Below are 19237 nucleotides of genomic sequence, written 5' to 3'. Positions count from 1 at the left end.
TCTAAATTCCCCTCATATTTCCCGTAATCCAGCTCATACTACATAAAGAAACCGAATTGTAGGAAGGTGGATACTATGTTAACTCCACAACAAATCACACATTTTAAATCTATTTTAGAAAAGCAACAACAAGAGCTAGTACAAACGCTGCAAACTCATGAAGGGGAAAACCGTGCTTCTGAACGGGAATCTGTGGGAGAATTATCTGCTTATGATAATCACCCTGGTGATATGGCTACCGAATTATATGAACGCGAAAAGGATTTTGGACTTATTGAATTTTGGCATAAGCAGCTGCAAGATACAAAGCATGCGCTAGAAAAAATTGAGGCTGGCACGTATGGCGTTTGCGAAGTTTCCGGTGAAAACATCCCGCTAGAAAGATTAGAAGCAATGCCAACGGCTACAACTTGTATTGAACATACAACAAATAAGTTAAACCTAGGCGCTCGTCCCGTGGAAGAAGAATTAGTCGAGCCACCGTTTGGCAAATATGATATGGATAGTGCAGTCGGATATGACGCGGAGGATGCTTGGCAAGATGTTGCTTTATACGGAACATCAGAAACACCATCTGATTTAGAGCGCCGCGATTCGAAAAACTTCGATGAGATGTATGTAGATGCTGAAGAACCACGCGGTTACGTAGAAGACTTTGAAAACTTCATCGGAACAGATATGTACGGAAAGAACCCGCAAATTTATGGAACGGAAGAACACGAAGAATATGAACAAATGCTAGATGATTTTGAAGAACGCACCTTTAAAGGAGAATTATCTTCAAATGAATCGAGTTCAAAAGAATAAAAAAAAGCATTCCGAAATTCGGAATGCTTTTTCTCGCTAGCTAATTAGTTTTTTGTAACGTTAGCAGCTTGTGGTCCACGGTTACCTTCAACGATTTCGAAAGAAACTTCTTGACCTTCTTCTAAAGTTTTGAAACCTTCACCTTGGATAGCTGAGAAGTGAACGAATACATCGTCTCCACCTTCAACTTCGATGAAACCAAAACCTTTTTCGCCGTTAAACCATTTAACTTTACCTGTTTGCATGTCATGTACCTCCTAAATAAAAATGAAACTATGAATCCACATGAAAAGGTGGATATAAAGGACATGAATGTATCTCAGACCTAATGCCTTGAATTAAACACGCTTTATTTCCGTACCACATTATGTAGCTCAATAGTGACTTCACTATATCACGCTCTATCAAAAACGTCAAATGAGAACACTTACATTCCAACATTTTTTTTATATTCTTTTAAAAAAGTTCACAAAATATGTATATATAAATTAAGAGAAGGTATTTTTTAGCCTCCATACCATGTAAAAAAGAAGAATACGAGTAAATATCATTTTTTATATAAATCCATTTTGATTTTAGGGCACATAACCCGCTGCTAGGAAGAAAAAAAATTGCACTACACTCATTTTCTCTCTTTGTTTCCACTTGGCATGGGGCTAAAAAAGGCACTGACCGCTTCTATCCATGGCCGGATGCTCTCACACCTAAAAAGAATGGTTTTATATCACTTTGTTTGAAAATTAACAAAATGATAGTTTTCTAATCCCTTTAAATTCTGTACAATATTAGTATCCACTACATACGAGGTGAAAATGATGAAAGCACATGAAATTGAATATAAATTATATGGCGATGATATGCAGTTCGTTGAAATTGAATTAGATCCACAGGAAAGTGTTATTGCAGAAGCTGGTGCAATGATGATGATGGAAGATTATATTGAAATGGAAACAATCTTTGGTGACGGCGCTGGACAATCTAGCGGTCTTTTCGGCAAACTAATGGGCGCTGGAAAGCGTCTCGTTACAGGTGAGAGTATGTTTATGACTGTATTCACAAATACGGGACATGGAAAACGTCACGTATCATTTGCTGCACCGTATCCAGGGAAAATTGTTCCCGTTGACTTAAGAGAGTATCAAGGCAAAATAATTTGTCAAAAAGATGCATTCCTTTGCGCTGCAAAAGGTGTTTCTATCGGAATCGAATTCACGAAAAAAATTGGTAGTGGTTTCTTCGGCGGGGAAGGCTTCATCATGCAGAAACTTGAAGGTGATGGACTTGCCTTCATGCATGCAGGTGGAACTATTTACAAACGTGAGCTAAAACCTGGTGAAAAACTACGCATCGATACAGGTTGTCTCGTTGCAATGACAAAAGATGTTGACTATGACATTCAATTTGTAGGCAATGTAAAAACAGCGCTATTTGGCGGAGAAGGTTTATTCTTCGCAACACTAGAAGGCCCAGGAACGGTTTGGCTTCAATCCTTAACACTTAGCCGTTTAGCAGCGCGTCTTACAAATCCTGCAGCTCAAAGCAGCGGGGAAGGTAGCGTTTTAGGTGGACTTGGTCGTCTTCTTGACGGAAAAGAATAAGATACAAATCGCTACGTCTTATGACGTAGCGATTGTTTTTTCACTCCTCTTTTTCTCCTGTAGGACTGTACATACCATTTTGAATCATATAATACTCCATCGCCCGATTTAACCATGCCTCTTCTTCCTCTGTATATGGTGAAGGAATCATCTGCTCATATTGTTCTTCTATATTTTCTAATTCCCCAAAAGAATGCAATGCTTCATCCCCGACGTATGTAAGAGTTGCCTTCATATGTTCATCAACAAGCTTTTGCACCTCCGGATCATGGACTGGTTTTCCAAATAATCTCTTTACTTCCTTCGACAACTGAATAAATTCTTTATCCAATGCGACCATCTCTTCTTCAGATTTATCGTATAATCGATCAACGACTTCCTTATCCATGTATTTCTCAAGCCATAGGCGTTGGTCACTATCTTTTTGTATGCTACGAATTAAAGCCATCAAAATATCACTGTCTATTTCTCCTTTATCGTCCAATAAGGTAATCGCTCGTTTAATTGCTTTTAAAGAAATTTCAATATGTCTCTTTTTTTCTTCAAAAGCCTTTTTCTGATTTTGTAATGTTTCTTTTAAATTCCCGTTAAAACTTTCCCTATTTACCATTACACATATTTCATCGAGACTATATCCTAAAAATTTAAGACTCACTATCTTTTGCAACGTTAAGATATCTTTACTTTTATATATTCGATGTCCAGAACTAGAATGTTTTTCAGGTGTTAGTAATCCAATTTCATCGTAATAATGTAGCGTCCGTATTGATGTGCCTGTTCTTTTAGAAAACTCTCCTATTGAATAATTTTCACTTTTATTCATCTTAATTTCCCCCTACATTCTTTTTTACCGATGTGGTTACCAAAATCATACTCCCTCACGTAACTGGAGCTTCAAGTGTTCCCTAATAAAAAAAATATATATTTTTCATTGTACTTTGTTTTCAAGCCGCTCAAAGAATGATTCCTCATTCCCGCTCATATATTGAACTATTACTATTTTTTAAGGAGGGGCTTCCTTGATGCGTGCTCCTTTATCCTTTGATAAAGATACTGCCATATTGTTATCTTCGTGCTGCGAGTTAACCTATGATCAATATAAACAAAATGGTGTTTTTCAAATACCTGATGATTTTCAATATGTACAAGGTTTTCAAGCAAAGGTAATTCAAGCAACGGAATGGTTTGGCTTCATATTAGAATCCGAGGATACAATCATCGTTGCCTTTAGGGGGACACAGACGGATACTGAGTGGATTATTGATTCACTTGTGAACCAAAAGCCATATCCATACGCCTTAAACAGTGGAAACGTCCATAACGGCTTTCTCTCTATTTATGAATCGTGTCGCGATAGTATTATGGATATGCTCGTCTCTTTACCGTCACATAAAAAACTACTTGCCACAGGACACAGCCTCGGCGGAGCACTTGCTACACTGCACATATTAGACGCACGAGTGAATACTGCGTTTGCACAATACGGCCTCTATAACTTTGCTTCTCCAAAAGTTGGAGATATTATCTTTCGAAACTACTACAAAATGCAAGTAGCAAGCAGCTTCCGCTTCGTTAATTTATTCGATGTTGTCCCGCTTCTTCCCCCGCGCAAAGTTCATTTTAATGACCAAGATTGGGAATATACACATGTTCATCACAATATGTCATTTACAAAAAACACAAAATCCATTGTTAATAATCACTCTATTACAACATACAAATCATGTCTGACTTCTCATTTTTGATACGGAAACATTTGGAAATAACATGCTAGTATACTATAATAATGTACGTAACTATCTTTGGATGAGGGGACCATATATGCTAAAATATTTCTTTGGATTTTTTCTAGTATTATTGTTTGCAGTTACGGGTTTCTTTACATTCTCATACTTTGCTACAGACGAATATGATGGGACTGGTATGTTATATACAGTCACCCCTTATATTTCAGTAGCAAACTGAAAAATGAAAACAGCTTGGAAGTTTCCAAGCTGTTTTCATTTTACCAAGCACTATTATATTCTTGTTTCAAAAGAGCATACACCTTAGAATCCCTATACACATCACTAATTCTTACACTTTGCCTCAATGTTCCTTCATAAGTCATTTTTAACTTTTGCATCACTCGTTCAGACGCTGTATTTTTCACGTCACATCTTCCTTCAATACGATTCAAACCTAACTCCTGAAAACCAAACTTTATAAGTTCTTCTGAAGCTTCAACAATGACACCCTTTCCCCAATACAACGGATTGATAACCGCTCCTAAAGAAGCACTACTATGCGGTAATAGCCAAATACCACAAGTTCCTATCGCTTTTTGGTTCTCCTGAAAAATAATGGACCAAACAAAAGACTTTCCTTCCTTTGTTGTTTCCATCATCTTTTCTATTAAACTACGAGTCTCTTCTTTATTTTTGTGTACATCTCGAGGGACATATGTAGTCGTTTGTGGGTCTGAATAAACTTCAAACAAGTCGTCTAAATGAGACATATCTAACTTTGTTAGTAGCAGACGCTTTGTTTCTAATTTCGGACATTCATAGCTATTTTGCATACTTCCACCTCGGTTCATAATTACTTTATATTCATGTACGGTTTTCGTAGCATATTTTGATATAACAAATACAACTTTTATTAATCAATAATTAAGCTCCATTCTCTATAAAATCCCTATCTCACCTTAACTTTTTATCATATCCAACATATCTTGAATTGCATGTATTACCGTTTGTGGACAATCCACATGAATTGCATGTCCAGCTTCTTCAACAATTATATGCTTACTTTTTGTAGAAAGCTTAGCAAGTTCTTTATGAAATCCAATCCAAGCTGACATAGATTCTGATGTATGATGAGGTTGTGAAGTCCCCGTCATTACAAGTAACGGAATATTACTAAGTAATTCAGAAGCGCGCACTTGTTCGAGACTCTCTTCCACTTCTTGAAAGGACCCTTCTGCGCCAAATTGATTAAAATACGCTTCTTGAACCTCTTTTGAAAATAACGGAGCCATTACTTTATTTTGATCTTCATGACATGAATCTAACAAAATTACCCCCGCTACTTCTTTTGGGTATGTACTCGCATATAGTCGAACATTTAAACCTCCAAATGAATGACCAACTAATACATAAGGAGGTTTTACATTTGCCTTTTTCAATAACATATGAAGATTCTCTACAGCTTGTTTACTATGACATGGTCTTTCATCCTTTTCACTTTTACCTACACCTGCCCGATCATACATAAATACCTTTGCAAATTTTGCAACCTCCTCTTTGATTGGATCCCAATTTTCTAATGCCCATCCATATCCTGAATCAAAAACAACAGTTGGATTTTCATTCTCTTCACCAAAATACTCATAATACAGCTCAAACCCACCAACATCTAATTTTTGTTCCACTTTTGTTTTCATGACTTGTTCCACATTAAAACCTCCCATTCCCTATCCTTTACTATCTTTTTATGCGAAATGGCGCCCCAATAATACTATACTTAAAATTCATCGATCATACAATTTTTCCCAAACCAATAAACAAAATCCCCTCTAAATTTTTCAGAAGGGACTCTATCTTATTTCTATATTCCATTCACGAAAGCCTCACTCTATCACCAATACCCCAAATCTCATTACTATACTGTAAAATCGTACGATCACTCGCAAAGTGTCCAGATTGCGCAATATTGATAATCGACACCTCTAGCCATTTTCTTCGGTTTTCATATGCTCTTCCTACATCTTCTTGGCGCTCTGCATAGGGACTAAAATCCCGAAGAACAAAGTATTCATCATTTTGGATGACAAGCGAATCGTAAATTGCTTCAAATTCAGCTCCAACATTTGTGAAGAAACCATTTGTTAATTGATCAACTACCTTTTTAATATGCATATTGTGATGATAGTAGTCGTTCGCACGATATCCGCCATTTTGATAATAATGCAGTACTTCTTCAGCCGTTAATCCGAAGATAAAACAAGCTTCATCTCCGACTCTTTCTCTTATTTCAATATTGGCTCCATCCAGCGTTCCGAGCGTAATTGCACCATTCATCATAAATTTCATATTCCCTGTTCCTGACGCCTCTTTACTCGCTGTCGAGATTTGTTCACTTACATCTGCTGCTGGAAATATATCTTCCGCAAGCGAAACACGATAGTTTTCTAGAAAGATAACTTTCATATATTGACTCACATACGGATCTTCATTCACTTTTCGAGCAAGTTCATTTATTAATTTAATAATTTTTTTTGCATAATAATAGCCTGGCGATGCTTTTGCTCCGAAAATAAATGTGCGCGGATAAAACGAAAAGCTGGAATCCTCTTTTAAACGATTGTACAAATATAAAATATGTAACACGTTTAATAGTTGTCTTTTGTAAGCGTGTAATCGTTTCACTTGTACATCAAAAATAGAACTCGGATCAACTACAATATCCATTTTATTGTAAATCCGCTCTGCTAAAATACGTTTACGCTCTTGCTTTACATCGTACAGCTTATCTTGAAAAGCAGTGTCGTATATGTAATTTTGCAACAGCTGTAACCCTCTAGGTTCTTTTTTCCATTTCGTTCCAATTGTTTCTGAAATGAGATTTGTAAGCTGCGGATTTGCCTTCATAAGCCAGCGCCGATGCGCAATACCATTTGTTTTATTATTAAACTTCTCTGGGTAAAATTCATAAAACACTCGCATTTCACGTTGTTTTAAAATTTCCGTATGAATCTTTGCAACACCATTTACACTATAACTTCCCACAATCGCCAAATGCGCCATCTTCACAAGACCATGCGCGATAATTGCCATCTCTTCAATCCGCTTCCAATCATACGGATATATCTCCCATAGTTCATGACAAAAACGTTCATTGATCTCTTCAATAATCATATAAATCCGTGGTAATAACGATTTAAAGATATGAATCGGCCACTTCTCAAGTGCTTCCGATAATGTCGTATGATTCGTATAAGAAATTGTCTGCGTTGTAATATCCCAAGCTTCTTCCCAAGCAAGCTTTTCTTCATCTAGTAAAATACGCATCAGTTCTGGGATTGCTAAAACAGGATGCGTATCATTAATATGAATCGCGATTTTCTCATGTAAATTCCGAAGTGTGCCATTTTGCTCTCTATGCATGCGAATGATGTTTTGTAAGCTTGCTGATACAAGGAAATATTGTTGTTTTAACCGAAGTATTTTCCCTTCGTCATGTGTATCATCTGGATATAAAAGTTCCGATACAGCTTCCGTTTCACGTTTATATTTCAAAATATCTTTACAGTTTTGCGGAAAAGATACAGGCTCTGCGTTCCAAAGCCGAAGTGTATTCACAGTATCTGTTTCATATCCAACAACCGGAACATCATAAGGCACCGCCATAATGACTTCTGTGTCAGTATGACGAAATTCAAGACGCCCATCTATTTCGACCGGTTCTACGTGCCCAAAGTAACTTACTTCTACTGCTTGATCATCCCTTCTTACTTCCCATACATTTTCATGAAGAAGCCATTGTTCAGGTAATTCCACCTGATACCCATCAACAATTTTTTGATCAAACAAACCATGCTTATAACGAATACCACATCCATGTCCCGGGAGATTTAAAGATGCAAGCGAATCAAGAAAACAAGCTGCAAGGCGGCCAAGCCCTCCGTTGCCAAGTCCTGCATCCGCCTCACTTTCTTCTAATTCTTTCAATGAAATTCCAAGATCTGAAAGACCTTGTTCACATACATCACGGATACCTAGATTCAGTAAGTTACTACCAAGTAAGCGGCCGAGTAAAAACTCAATCGACAAGTAATACATTTGCTTTTGATTCCCTGTCCGGTATTTTTCATTTGTTGTAATCCAGTGCTGATTCATATACTCACGTACCATATGACCAAGTGTATGATACTGATCACGACTTGTAGAATCTTTGAAACTTTTTCCATACATCGTTTCTAGTTTTTCTAAAAAGGCTGCTTTAAAGCTTTCAACATGAGTAAACATCTTTTCACCACCTAGGAATGTTTCAACAAATCTTTATATAATTCCTTATATGCAAGAGCCGACTTTTTCCAGCTATAATCTTCCATCATCGCCTGTTTTACAAGCTGATCCCATACCAGTTTCTTATGATAATACGTAAGCGCACGGCGAACCGTATATAACATGTCATGAGCATTAAAATTTCTAAAACTGAAGCCATTTCCAGCCCCTGTTTTCTCATTATAAGACTGAATTGTATCATTCAATCCTCCCGTTTCTCTCACAATTGGGATTACACCATATGCCAGCGCAATAAGCTGACCGAGTCCACATGGTTCAAATAATGATGGCATTAAAAATAAATCGCTACCTGCATATACTTGATGTGCTAACTCTTCATTAAACCCGATATACACTTTCACTTTTTCTGGATACTCATATGCCATCCACTCAAAGAACTGCTCATATTCAGCATCCCCTGACCCTAAAATGATGCATTGTACATCATCTTCCATCATTTCATGAAAGACAGTACGTACTAAATCAAGACCTTTTTGCTTTGTTAACCTTGTTACCATCGAAATAATTGGTGTATCTTCTTTTTCTGGTAACCCAAAATAACGTTGCAGTGCGCGTTTATTGTCTTTCTTATCATCTAACGCCTCAGCATCATATTGCGTGGGAATAAATGAATCTGTTTTCGGATTATACACGCTCGTATCAATACCATTAACAATCCCGCTCAGCTTATCATTATATTTACGTAACAACCCGTCTAGTTTTTCACCGAAAAATTCATACTGAATTTCTTCCTTATACGTAGGGCTAACTGCTGTAATACGATCTGAAGCAATAATGCCACCTTTCATAAAATTAACGTTCCCATAAAATTCAAGCTGTTCACTATGAAAATACTCATCACCAAGACCAAGTAAGTCGTACATAACCTCACGAGGAAATACACCTTGAAACTGTAAATTATGAATCGTATAAACTGTTTTAATATGTTGATATAGTGGATTATCTCCATACTTTTCACGCAGTAAAAAATTTGCCATCGCCGTATGCCAATCATGACTATGAAGAATATCCACTTCAAAATCTAAGTGCGGCATACACTCCAATACTGCTTTAGAAAAGAACGAAAAACGTTCTCCATCATCGTAATGTCCATAAAGAGAATCTCTTTTAAAATAATATTCATTATCGATTAAATAATACGTAATTCCGTCCTGCTCTCCTTTTAAAATCCCACAATACTGATTTCGCCAGCCGAGCTGAACATTGATTACTTTATGAAGCGTACATGCTTTTCGCAAGTGCGCTGGAATAAGACTATAGTTCGGAAGTATAATGCGGACGTTCACTCCTAATTTTTTGAGTTCTTTTGGAAGTGCACCTGCCACATCTGCTAAGCCTCCTGATTTAATAAACGGTACGCATTCTGATACAGCAAATAAAATATTCACGTGTTGTTCCACTGCCCGAAAAGCGTGTACACCATGAGCCGCCCTTCTTACAGCTTCCTCCCTTCGCATTTTAAATTCATATTATGATGAACCAGTGAACCCCTAATGAATAGGATTTCACTGGCTATATACATCCATTTTGTTTTCACTTATCCTGAAAATAAAAAAAGCTCTGACCGCTTCTATCCACAGGCGGATCCTCTCTTCCCACTAAAAAAGAAAGTTTTCTTTCAAGAATAACTCGTAATACTTTGATTTTGAACACGACCCTTTTCCACAACATGCGGTTGCTCAAGTGACCCTGTTAAAACCACACCATCCTCAATTTTAACATCCTTATCAATAATCACACCGTCTAATATACAATTATCTCCAATTTGACTCTTCTGCATAATAATACTATTTCGAATCACCGAGCCTTTCCCAATCTTAACAGAACGAAAGACAACACTATTCTCAACTTTACCTTTAATGACACTGCCATTTGCAATCATCGTGTTTTGTACTTGTGCGCCCTTTATATAACGCGTTGGCGGTTCATCCTTTACTTTTGTAAAAATTGGGGCTTCTTTCGTAAATAACTGCTTCCAAATAGTCGGTTGCAAAATTTCTAGACTATGTTTGTAATAACTTTCAATCGAATCGATTACTGCCATATATCCTGTATGCTCGTATGTAGTAATATACAAAGATTCTCCTCGTTTCTCCTTGACTACATCAAATAAGCTATAATGTTCCATATCTTTATATGTTTCAAATAGATCTAGTAACAATTGTTTCTTCAGCACATAAGTTTGCAGCGATACGCCATCATGGCATATTTCTGTAACATCTGCTCCTGTATGTCTATGTCTCTCTAACACTGCTTGAAAATTTATCGCTGTAACAAGGTGACTATTTGTAATAACAACATACTCTTGTCTGCTACGTAAAAAATAGTCAATATGTCTTCTAAAATGAGCGAAAGAACCAAACTCATCTTGATCACATTGGCAATTTGGAGGAAATAAAAATAAGCCATCGCGCTTTCGATCTAAATCCCATTGCTTTCCTGATCCGAGATGATCCATCAAGGAACGATTTTTATGACTCGTAAAAATCGCTACACTATGAATATGGGAGTTAACCATATTCGAAAGCATAAAATCAATGAGACGATAACGCCCCCCAAATGGCAGCGCCGCTAGTGAACGGTGCCCTGTTACTTTCTGTAAGGAAGGAAAGCTCCCTGTTGCATTAATAATTCCTAACATTGATTCTCCCATTCATCTCATCCTCCTTTTCTATTTCCCCTCAGCTATTAGTACAACATCATCGATATTTTTTTCCGGCCGAATAATTGTTCCATCTTGAATCTCCATATCTGGCCCAACAATCGCTCTTTCAATAACAACGTTTTTTCTAATTGTTGCACCCGGCATAATAACCGAATCTTTCACTATACTTCCTTCACCAATCGTCACGCCTTGGAATAATACAGAGTGTGTTACATCCCCTTCAATAACACATCCTTCATTAATTAACGACTCCTCTACCTTTGCCCCTTCAGCAATATATTGAGGTGGTTCGTTTGGATTCACTGAATAAATACGCCAGCTATGATCATTTAACTGTAAAGATGATTCTTCACGTAACAAGTCCATATTCGCTTCCCATAAGCTTTTTACTGTTCCAACATCTTTCCAATATCCTTCAAACGGATATGCCATGAGCTTTTTCTTTTCATCTAATAAAAGCGGGATAACATCCTTCCCAAAATCATTACTAGATTCAGGATTTCTTGCATCCATCTCTAAATATTCTTTTAAAATGGCCCAATTAAAAATATAAATTCCCATTGAAGCAAGATTACTTTTTGGAAACTGTGGTTTTTCCTCAAACTCAATAATTTCCATCTCTTCATTTGTATTCATAATACCGAATCGACTTGCTTCATCCCAAGGCACTTCAATAACAGAAATAGATACGTCTGCTTCTTTTTCAATATGATAATCTAGCATTTTACTGTAATCCATTTTATAAATATGATCCCCTGATAAAATCAGAACATATTCCGGATCATACTGATGTAAGTAATTTAAGTTTTGATAAATCGCACTCGCTGTTCCTGTATACCATTTTACTCCTGAAGATTCCGAATATGGGGGCAATACAGTCACGCCTCCATTCACACGGTCTAAATCCCAAGCGTTCCCGATTCCAATATAACTATGCAGCTCAAGCGGCTGATACTGCGTTAAAATTCCCACTGTTTCAATACCAGAGTTTGCACAATTACTTAATGTGAAATCAATAATTCGGTACTTACCGCCAAACGGAACAGCTGGCTTTGCTAAATTCTTTGTTAAAGCACTTAAACGACTACCCTTTCCTCCTGCTAGTAACATTGCTACACACGTCTGCTTTTGTACCATTTTGTTTTTTGCTCCCCTTTCTCGTTTTCACTGGTCTTAAAATACATACACCAAGTGGTGGAATTGTAATTTCTACATGAGCAGACTGGTTATGATATGGCTCCCCAATTACCTTCAGCCGTTTTTTATTCACCTGTCCTGAGCCCCCGTATACGGCATCATCACTATTTAAAATCTCGTTATAATATTGAAATTCTGGTACACCTACTTTATAGTTTCCATACGCAATGTTAGTAAAATTACATATGACAACAAGAACGTCTTCCTCTTTGTCTCCTTTACGAATAAATGAAAAAATACTTTGCTCGTTATTGTCAGCATCAATCCACTGAAATCCTTCCTGTGAATGATCTAGCTGCCAAAGTGGTTTTGAGCGCTTATACAATGCTATGAGTGCTTTAAAGTAATCATGCATATAACGATGCATTTCAAAATCATGTAAGTTCCAATCTAAATCCTCAAGATCTTTCCATTCATCAAATTGACCAAACTCTCCGCCCATAAACAATAATTTCTTACCTGGATGTGTAAAGAAATATCCATATAATAAACGAAGCTGCGCAAACTTCTCCCAGTAGTCTCCTGGCATTTTATTTAACAATGATTTTTTCCCGTGAACAACTTCATCATGAGATAGCGGCAATATAAAATTCTCGGAATAAGCATACAGCAAAGAAAATGTCATTTTCTCATGAATATATTTCCGGTACTCTGGTGCACACTCCATATATTTCAGCACATCATTCATCCAACCCATATTCCACTTATAGTTAAACCCTAGTCCTCCTTCATATGTTGGAGTGGTCACAAGTGGCCAAGCTGTAGAATCCTCTGCAGTCATCAGAAATTCTTCGTCCTCAGCAAATACTGCCTCATTTAACTCTCTTAAAAAGGAAACCGCATATTCATTACTTTGCTCTTTTCCTTCTTTTTCCCAATACAACATATTGGCAACTGCATCGACGCGAAAACCGTCAATATGGTAATATTTCATCCAAAATAACGCATTTGAAATTAAAAAATTTCGCACTTCCTGTTTTCCTAGATCAAAATTCACTGTTCCCCAAACACGGTTTTCCCTTACATCTAAATCTTTATATTCATAAGTCGGCGTCCCATCAAATAAATGCAAACCGTGAGCATCCTTACAAAAATGTCCAGGAACCCAATCTAAAATGACACCGATCCCATATTTATGACATTCATCGACAAAATACATAAAATCGTGAGGGGTACCAAATCGACTTGTCACCGCATAATATCCGGTTCCTTGATATCCCCAAGAACGATCATATGGATGTTCAACAAGCGGCATAATTTCAATATGAGTAAATTGATGTTCCGCTACATAAGGAATGAGCTCCTCTGCCAATTCCCGATAAGAATACAAAGAGCCATCTTCTTTCTTTTTCCATGAGCCGAAATGCAACTCGTAAATTGCCATTGCTTCCTTATAAATTAATTTTCGTTTCTTCTTTCGGAACCAATTTTTGTCATTCCATTTATATCCCTTTATATCAAAAATAACAGATGCCGTATTTGGTCTTACTTCTGCATATGTTGCATAAGGGTCTGCTTTTAAAATTGTTTCGCCACCTTTAGTTTCAATCGCATACTTGTATATCTCGTTTTCCTCCAACTGTGGTATAAACAATGACCAAATACCCTCTCCTGTCATTTTTCGCATCTTATGCCCGTCAATATCCCAATCATTAAAATCTCCAACTACACTCAAAGCTTTCGCATGAGGAGCCCATACAGTAAAACGTACACCTTTTGTTTCATTCTCTATTACAAAATGTGCTCCAAATATGGTATAACTCTCATAACATCCTTCTGTATGGAATTCAAACAAACTTTCTTCTAAGCAATTTGTTACACTCAATATGTTCACCTCGCTAAGATGACAGAATTTTTAATACTTTTAAGACATTCGATAAAAAACAGAAATATCCTTGTATATTTTAAATAAATATACGTTTTTTCGCGGTAATTAAAGGTAATATTCCGATTTTTTGTCAAATATATCGAATTTTGACGAATATTCATTGGAAGCGATTTCTTTTATTAAAACGAAAAAGCACTCTTAAAAATAGAGTGCTTTTTCTATAAACAATCCTTTCCCAACAAAAGAAGTATATTTGGGGATATACAAAAAACGGAAAAGGGATTTATATATATTTATATAAATTCAGAAGCAGTTTCCCGCTTCTGAATCAAGTTACTTATAATACTGGAGCCATTGTTTCTTTTAATATTTTTACAGAATGAGCAAATTTCGCTTTTTCTTCTTCATTTAATTCTAGCTCAACGATTTCACGTACACCTTCGCGGTTAATAACAGCTGGAACACCTACGTAAGCATCTTGTTCACCATATTGACCGTCAAGATAAGCAGATACAGTTAGTACACTGTTTTCATTATTTAAGATTGCTTTTGTTACGCGAAGTAGTGACATACCAATTCCGTAGTAAGTTGCTCCTTTGCGCTCAATAATATGGTAAGCGGCATCGCGTACATTTACGAAGATTTCATCTAAATCTTTTTCTTTATACTGTTTATTATTTGCTAAGATTGTTTCCAGCTTTTGTACACCTACAGTAGTGTGGCTCCAAACTGGAAGTTCAGTATCACCATGCTCACCAATGATATATGCATGTACGTTACGTGGATCTACATCTAAATAATCACCTAACATATAGCGGAAACGAGCAGAGTCTAAAGTTGTACCAGAACCAATTACACGTTCTTTTGGTAATCCAGATTCTTTCCAAGTTACATAAGTTAAAATGTCAACTGGGTTAGTTGCAATTAAGAAAATACCATCAAATCCAGTATCCATAATACTACGAACGATTTGCTTGAAGATTTTTGCGTTTTTCTCAACTAAGTCTAGACGAGTTTCACCTGGCTTTTGTGGTAATCCAGCAGTGATACAAACAAGATCAGCATCTTTACAATCTGCATAGCTACCGCTCCATACTTTTGTTGGTGATGGACAAAATGGTACCGCATGGCTTAAGTCCATTGCTTCCCCTTCTGCCTTTGCTTCATTTACGTCTACAAGTACAAACTCCTCAGCTACACCTTGGTTAATCATTGAGTAAGCATAACTACAACCTACAGCACCTGTTCCTACTAATACTACGCGATTAATACCTTTTTTCATGGTAATTTCCCCTCTCTATTGTTCACATCTATTATTGTTTAAGTAATTAATTAAAATACTAATTTAATGTTGTTTAACTTCCTTACACACATATTGTAGCATGAATTATTGTGAAAGAATTCACAAATTATGACCTATTTGTGAACTTTTTCACAGATAGGAGAAAGTGATTATATCAAGTGTGGAATCCATTTCAATGAGAGCGTTTTCTTTAGATTGTGAATAAATGAATTGTAGCTTATTTCCAAGCATTTATCCTGCTATTTCCGTTTTAAAACAAGACTGTTTATAAAAGAAGAGCATGTTTTGATCAATCTTTTTCAAAACATGCTCTTCTTTTCGTTTATCAAGGTTAATTACAGTAAGAAGCTCTCCAATATGCCTCTTATATAAACACAATTTGATTTTCTAACAGATACATTATCGTTAGGAAGGATAGACAGAGACCTTCACTCATTTTCTCCTTCTGTTTTCACATGGAATGGGGCGAAAAAAGACACTGACCGCTTCTATCCATGGCCGGATGCTCTCATCCATCTGAAAAGAATGGTTTGATGTTCGTTTTTAAATTTTGATTTATATATAAAACCATATGATTCAATCATTACATTTTCTTTCTTATTTTTATATAGATTAGAATTGCAATCAAAATAATGAGCAAACTGCCTCCTGCAATCATCCACAGTTCTAACATAGATGACGATGTAGGCGTTTTTGCAATACTTTCTTTTTCTGCTAGTTCTTAAGGAATCCGGTGTCCTCTCACTAACATTCTATGTGTATGAACCCCATAAGGCGTACATGTAAGCAATGTCGTATAATCCTGATTCTCCACAACCATTAAGTCCTCTACTTCATTCGGTAAAACCACTTTAATTCGATCAACTTCATAAGCAAGAACGTTGTCTAATGAATGGATATAAAAAACATCCGATTCTTTCAGCTTATCTAAATCAGTAAATAACTTAGCTGAAGGTAATCCCCTATGTCCTGTTAATACCGTATGTGTACTTTCTCCGCCTACTCTAAATATCCTACTCCGCGGCTCAGGGCTTCTTCAGATGTTCCTTGATAAATGGGAAGTTTCACATCGATTTTTGGTATTTCGACATATCCCATAACATCGCCAATACTTAACACATCTGCATAAGACTTTTGATTCCCTGCCTGCTTTTCCGCAAATGGATCTGAAAGCGATTGTGTCGATTTCTGAACTTGTTTATTATATTCCTTCGCCTTTTCTTCACGACGTTCGAGTTCTTTCTTTTGAAGTTCTTTTACTTTCGTATCAAAAGAGCTTATCTGAGAGTAATGTGTTCTTGTTGCTAACCAATCACTTACTTATCGTTGGATATAAGAAAATACTAAGGCCTAATAAAAAACACATCCAAAAATGATATTCCGTTTCATAATATGCCCCTTTAATTGTGCTAAAATGTCGAAAAGAGGAAGCTACCTGCTCTTCCTCTTTTCGCATGCTATTACTCTAATTCTCTACAAATTTAGTTATTCGCAGCCATTAATGCGATACCTACTACAGAGAATAAGATTGTTCCCATACCACCTGTTGAAGGAAGGATCCAGCCGCTCTTATTATTTTCTACATTTAATTTAATTGTTTGATGATCTTATCAATTGTTACATCGATTGGATCTCTTAACAATTGATAAGATCCTGTTGAGCCGTCTGCATTTGTATAAGTTCGTGCTTTTGTCTCAACGATTTGATAATTTCCATAAGGGATATTATTCCATGTGATAATACCATTAGCATCTGATACACCTTTTACTGGTTGTCCTTCTACCACTACCACTTTACCGTCTTTATCGCGTAATTCAAACTCTGCACCTGCTAATGTTTTTCCATCTGCGCTATCTACTTTTGTTAATGTGATGCTACTAGTTGTTGGTGTAACAATAACTGGTTTTGTTTCCTCTTCACCCGTTACATCGTTTTTGTTTGTAAAGTCAATTGTTGCTGTATTCGGGATCTCTGTTCCTGCTGGTACACCTTCTTTACTTTGCGCTACAATTTGTAAATAGAATTCTTTTTTACCATCTAATTTTGAAAAATCTTTTACTGTCGCTGTTACTTGTTGACCATTTACAACTACTTCTACTACGCTAGAATCTACTACTACACCATCAATTTTCACAACTGGTGTACCGATAATGTTTAAGCGATTATCTACATTATCTGTTACAACATAGTTTTTGTAGTCTTTAATATCTTCTGGAATTAATGCTTTAATATCATAGTTGTAATCTTTTAATGGATTAATCCCTAAAAACTCTAAATCGGTATTAATCTTTTTATCAATTGTTGGCTCTAAATAGTTTGTGATTTCTACTGGCACGACAATAAAGTTTCACTTTATACATATTCTCAGGCGCTTGTATACGCAAAGAATAAAAAGTATTCACAAATTAAAAAAGCAGACTTTATCAAGTCTACTTTTATTTGAAGAAAAATATACAAAAAAAAGATAGCAGAATATGCTATCTTTTTAAGTATGACCCGTACGGGATTCGAACCCGTGTTACCGCCGTGAAAGGGCGGTGTCTTAACCACTTGACCAACGGGCCAGTTACTGGCAGAGAAGAAGGGATTCGAACCCTCGCACCGCGTTCGCGATCTACTCCCTTAGCAGGGGAGCCCCTTGAGCCACTTGGGTACTTCTCTATATAATATGGCTCCGCAGGTAGGACTCGAACCTACGACCGATCGGTTAACAGCCGATAGCTCTACCACTGAGCTACTGCGGAATAATGGTGGGCCTAAATGGACTCGAACCATCGACCTCACGCTTATCAGGCGTGCGCTCTAACCAGCTGAGCTATAGGCCCCTAATTAAAAGCGGGTGAAGAGAATCGAACTCTCGACCAGAGCTTGGAAGGCTCTTGTTTTACCACTAAACTACACCCGCATAAAACTATAAAATAAATGGTGAGCCATGAAGGATTCGAACCTTCGACCCTCTGATTAAAAGTCAGATGCTCTACCAACTGAGCTAATGGCTCATTTTGAAAGTGGTGCCGGCTAGAGGACTTGAACCCCCAACCTACTGATTACAAGTCAGTTGCTCTACCAATTGAGCTAAGCCGGCTTGCGATTTCAAAATGGTGGCTCGGGACGGAATCGAACCGCCGACACGAGGATTTTCAGTCCTCTGCTCTACCGACTGAGCTACCGAGCCTTTATGTAAAAATGGCGGTCCCGACCGGGGTCGAACCGGCGATCTCCTGCGTGACAGGCAGGCATGTTAACCACTACACCACGGGACCATTTGGTTGCGGGGACAGGATTTGAACCTGCGACCTTCGGGTTATGAGCCCGACGAGCTACCAGACTGCTCCACCCCGCGACGATATCATATTCTTTTTTAAAAAATGGAGGAGGTAGAGGGATTCGAACCCCCGCGCGACTCTCGCCGCCTGTCGGTTTTCAAGACCGATCCCTTCAGCCAGACTTGGGTATACCTCCAAATTATTCACTTTAAATGGTGGACCTTGTAGGACTCGAACCTACGACCGGACGGTTATGAGCCGTCTGCTCTAACCAGCTGAGCTAAAGGTCCTTTATGGTAGCGGCGGAGGGGATCGAACCCCCGACCTCACGGGTATGAACCGTACGCTCTAGCCAGCTGAGCTACACCGCCATAATAATATTAGAAATAAGTGGAGCCTAGCGGGATCGAACCGCTGACCTCCTGCGTGCAAGGCAGGCGCTCTCCCAGCTGAGCTAAGGCCCCAAAACAAATATCGGGAAGACAGGATTTGAACCTGCGACCCC

14 protein-coding genes, 14 tRNA genes and 2 pseudogenes are annotated in these 19237 nt (G+C 37.4%); 4 read left to right on the top strand and 26 right to left on the bottom strand.

The window, feature by feature from the left end; translation table 11 throughout:
• Positions 1-75: 75 nt before the first annotated feature.
• On the top strand, positions 76-807 hold the full coding sequence (locus ACX5JI_RS24125; RefSeq protein ID WP_459503503.1) for a yteA family sporulation protein: 732 nt from the start codon (positions 76-78) through the stop codon (positions 805-807).
• Between the two features lie 44 nt (positions 808-851).
• Here ACX5JI_RS24125 and cspD read toward each other — a convergent pair whose 3' ends face one another.
• Positions 852-1052 (bottom strand): cold-shock protein CspD, encoded by a 201-nt coding sequence (cspD, locus tag ACX5JI_RS24120; protein WP_001193050.1) that lies wholly within the window; start codon positions 1050-1052, stop codon positions 852-854.
• Positions 1053-1622: 570 nt separating this feature from the next.
• Between cspD and ACX5JI_RS24115 the strand changes: the two genes are divergently transcribed.
• Positions 1623-2405, top strand: coding sequence for a TIGR00266 family protein (locus ACX5JI_RS24115; RefSeq protein ID WP_459503502.1), 783 nt, complete (start codon positions 1623-1625; stop codon positions 2403-2405).
• A gap of 40 nt (positions 2406-2445) precedes the next feature.
• Here the strand turns inward: ACX5JI_RS24115 and ACX5JI_RS24110 are convergent, their stop codons facing one another.
• Complete coding sequence (locus ACX5JI_RS24110; protein WP_459503501.1) at positions 2446-3228, bottom strand: MerR family transcriptional regulator; 783 nt, start codon at positions 3226-3228, stop codon at positions 2446-2448.
• 199 nt (positions 3229-3427) lie between these two features.
• On the opposite strand from ACX5JI_RS24110, the gene ACX5JI_RS24105 reads away from it, so the two are divergent.
• Together ACX5JI_RS24105 and ACX5JI_RS24100 are read left to right on the top strand one after the other, a co-directional pair.
• Positions 3428-4150 (top strand): lipase family protein, encoded by a 723-nt coding sequence (locus ACX5JI_RS24105; protein WP_459503572.1) that lies wholly within the window; start codon positions 3428-3430, stop codon positions 4148-4150.
• A gap of 76 nt (positions 4151-4226) precedes the next feature.
• Positions 4227-4370, top strand: a complete 144-nt coding sequence (locus ACX5JI_RS24100) for a hypothetical protein (protein ID WP_459503500.1) — start codon at positions 4227-4229, stop codon at positions 4368-4370.
• 40 nt (positions 4371-4410) lie between these two features.
• On the opposite strand, the gene ACX5JI_RS24095 is transcribed toward ACX5JI_RS24100, so the two are convergent.
• From ACX5JI_RS24095 to ACX5JI_RS23980, 24 genes and pseudogenes are all read right to left on the bottom strand, one after another.
• A complete protein-coding gene (locus tag ACX5JI_RS24095; protein WP_459503499.1) occupies positions 4411-4965 on the bottom strand; it encodes a GNAT family N-acetyltransferase in 555 nt (184 codons plus the stop codon).
• 126 nt (positions 4966-5091) lie between these two features.
• Positions 5092-5841, bottom strand: a complete 750-nt coding sequence (locus tag ACX5JI_RS24090; RefSeq protein WP_459503498.1) for an alpha/beta fold hydrolase — start codon at positions 5839-5841, stop codon at positions 5092-5094.
• A 163-nt stretch (positions 5842-6004) separates the two neighbouring features.
• Positions 6005-8413 (bottom strand): glycogen/starch/alpha-glucan phosphorylase, encoded by a 2409-nt coding sequence (locus ACX5JI_RS24085; RefSeq protein WP_459503497.1) that lies wholly within the window; start codon positions 8411-8413, stop codon positions 6005-6007.
• 11 nt (positions 8414-8424) lie between these two features.
• Positions 8425-9861 (bottom strand): glycogen synthase GlgA, encoded by a 1437-nt coding sequence (gene glgA, locus ACX5JI_RS24080; RefSeq protein ID WP_459503496.1) that lies wholly within the window; start codon positions 9859-9861, stop codon positions 8425-8427.
• A gap of 230 nt (positions 9862-10091) precedes the next feature.
• Positions 10092-11126 (bottom strand): GlgC family sugar phosphate nucleotidyltransferase, encoded by a 1035-nt coding sequence (locus ACX5JI_RS24075; RefSeq protein ID WP_459503495.1) that lies wholly within the window; start codon positions 11124-11126, stop codon positions 10092-10094.
• An 18-nt stretch (positions 11127-11144) separates the two neighbouring features.
• On the bottom strand, positions 11145-12275 hold the full coding sequence (locus tag ACX5JI_RS24070; protein WP_459503494.1) for a glucose-1-phosphate adenylyltransferase: 1131 nt from the start codon (positions 12273-12275) through the stop codon (positions 11145-11147).
• Positions 12223-14160, bottom strand: coding sequence for a 1,4-alpha-glucan branching protein GlgB (glgB, locus tag ACX5JI_RS24065; RefSeq protein ID WP_459503493.1), 1938 nt, complete (start codon positions 14158-14160; stop codon positions 12223-12225). Before glgB ends, ACX5JI_RS24070 begins: the two co-directional genes overlap by 53 nt.
• A gap of 340 nt (positions 14161-14500) precedes the next feature.
• Positions 14501-15445, bottom strand: coding sequence for an L-lactate dehydrogenase (locus ACX5JI_RS24060; RefSeq protein WP_459503492.1), 945 nt, complete (start codon positions 15443-15445; stop codon positions 14501-14503).
• A 604-nt stretch (positions 15446-16049) separates the two neighbouring features.
• A pseudogene (locus tag ACX5JI_RS24055) lies at positions 16050-16855 on the bottom strand (class C sortase).
• A gap of 92 nt (positions 16856-16947) precedes the next feature.
• Positions 16948-17804: pseudogene (locus ACX5JI_RS24050) on the bottom strand (isopeptide-forming domain-containing fimbrial protein); the annotation flags it as partial.
• Positions 17805-17958: 154 nt separating this feature from the next.
• Positions 17959-18030: transfer RNA gene (locus tag ACX5JI_RS24045), tRNA-Glu, on the bottom strand.
• A 6-nt stretch (positions 18031-18036) separates the two neighbouring features.
• A tRNA-Ser gene (locus ACX5JI_RS24040) sits at positions 18037-18127 on the bottom strand.
• 8 nt (positions 18128-18135) lie between these two features.
• Positions 18136-18210, bottom strand: a tRNA-Asn gene (locus ACX5JI_RS24035).
• Positions 18211-18214: 4 nt separating this feature from the next.
• Positions 18215-18291 (bottom strand) — tRNA-Ile (locus ACX5JI_RS24030).
• Between the two features lie 9 nt (positions 18292-18300).
• Positions 18301-18371: transfer RNA gene (locus ACX5JI_RS24025), tRNA-Gly, on the bottom strand.
• A gap of 18 nt (positions 18372-18389) precedes the next feature.
• Positions 18390-18465 (bottom strand) — tRNA-Lys (locus ACX5JI_RS24020).
• Positions 18466-18475: 10 nt separating this feature from the next.
• A tRNA-Thr gene (locus ACX5JI_RS24015) sits at positions 18476-18551 on the bottom strand.
• Between the two features lie 14 nt (positions 18552-18565).
• Positions 18566-18641 (bottom strand) — tRNA-Phe (locus ACX5JI_RS24010).
• 12 nt (positions 18642-18653) lie between these two features.
• Positions 18654-18729 (bottom strand) — tRNA-Asp (locus ACX5JI_RS24005).
• 3 nt (positions 18730-18732) lie between these two features.
• Positions 18733-18809: transfer RNA gene (locus tag ACX5JI_RS24000), tRNA-Met, on the bottom strand.
• Positions 18810-18835: 26 nt separating this feature from the next.
• A tRNA-Ser gene (locus ACX5JI_RS23995) sits at positions 18836-18928 on the bottom strand.
• A 17-nt stretch (positions 18929-18945) separates the two neighbouring features.
• A tRNA-Ile gene (locus tag ACX5JI_RS23990) sits at positions 18946-19022 on the bottom strand.
• A 4-nt stretch (positions 19023-19026) separates the two neighbouring features.
• Positions 19027-19103 (bottom strand) — tRNA-Met (locus ACX5JI_RS23985).
• 20 nt (positions 19104-19123) lie between these two features.
• A tRNA-Ala gene (locus ACX5JI_RS23980) sits at positions 19124-19196 on the bottom strand.
• Positions 19197-19237: the final 41 nt, after the last annotated feature.

This window comes from Bacillus sp. C1, from assembly GCF_054570475.1.
This window is presented reverse-complemented; position numbering and strand designations above follow the sequence as displayed.

Bases quoted from the DNA above. Each gene is read 5' to 3' on its own strand.
- ACX5JI_RS24085 (WP_459503497.1), bottom strand. From the start codon at position 8,413: ATGTTTACTCATGTTGAAAGCTTTAAAGCAGCCTTTTTAGAAAAACTA.
- ACX5JI_RS24105 (WP_459503572.1), top strand. From the start codon at position 3,428: ATGCGTGCTCCTTTATCCTTTGATAAAGATACTGCCATATTGTTATCT.
- ACX5JI_RS24060 (WP_459503492.1), bottom strand. From the start codon at position 15,445: ATGAAAAAAGGTATTAATCGCGTAGTATTAGTAGGAACAGGTGCTGTA.
- cspD (WP_001193050.1), bottom strand. From the start codon at position 1,052: ATGCAAACAGGTAAAGTTAAATGGTTTAACGGCGAAAAAGGTTTTGGT.
- ACX5JI_RS24095 (WP_459503499.1), bottom strand. From the start codon at position 4,965: ATGCAAAATAGCTATGAATGTCCGAAATTAGAAACAAAGCGTCTGCTA.
- ACX5JI_RS24070 (WP_459503494.1), bottom strand. From the start codon at position 12,275: ATGGTACAAAAGCAGACGTGTGTAGCAATGTTACTAGCAGGAGGAAAG.
- ACX5JI_RS24125 (WP_459503503.1), top strand. From the start codon at position 76: ATGTTAACTCCACAACAAATCACACATTTTAAATCTATTTTAGAAAAG.
- ACX5JI_RS24110 (WP_459503501.1), bottom strand. From the start codon at position 3,228: ATGAATAAAAGTGAAAATTATTCAATAGGAGAGTTTTCTAAAAGAACA.
- ACX5JI_RS24100 (WP_459503500.1), top strand. From the start codon at position 4,227: ATGCTAAAATATTTCTTTGGATTTTTTCTAGTATTATTGTTTGCAGTT.
- ACX5JI_RS24075 (WP_459503495.1), bottom strand. From the start codon at position 11,126: ATGGGAGAATCAATGTTAGGAATTATTAATGCAACAGGGAGCTTTCCT.
- ACX5JI_RS24115 (WP_459503502.1), top strand. From the start codon at position 1,623: ATGAAAGCACATGAAATTGAATATAAATTATATGGCGATGATATGCAG.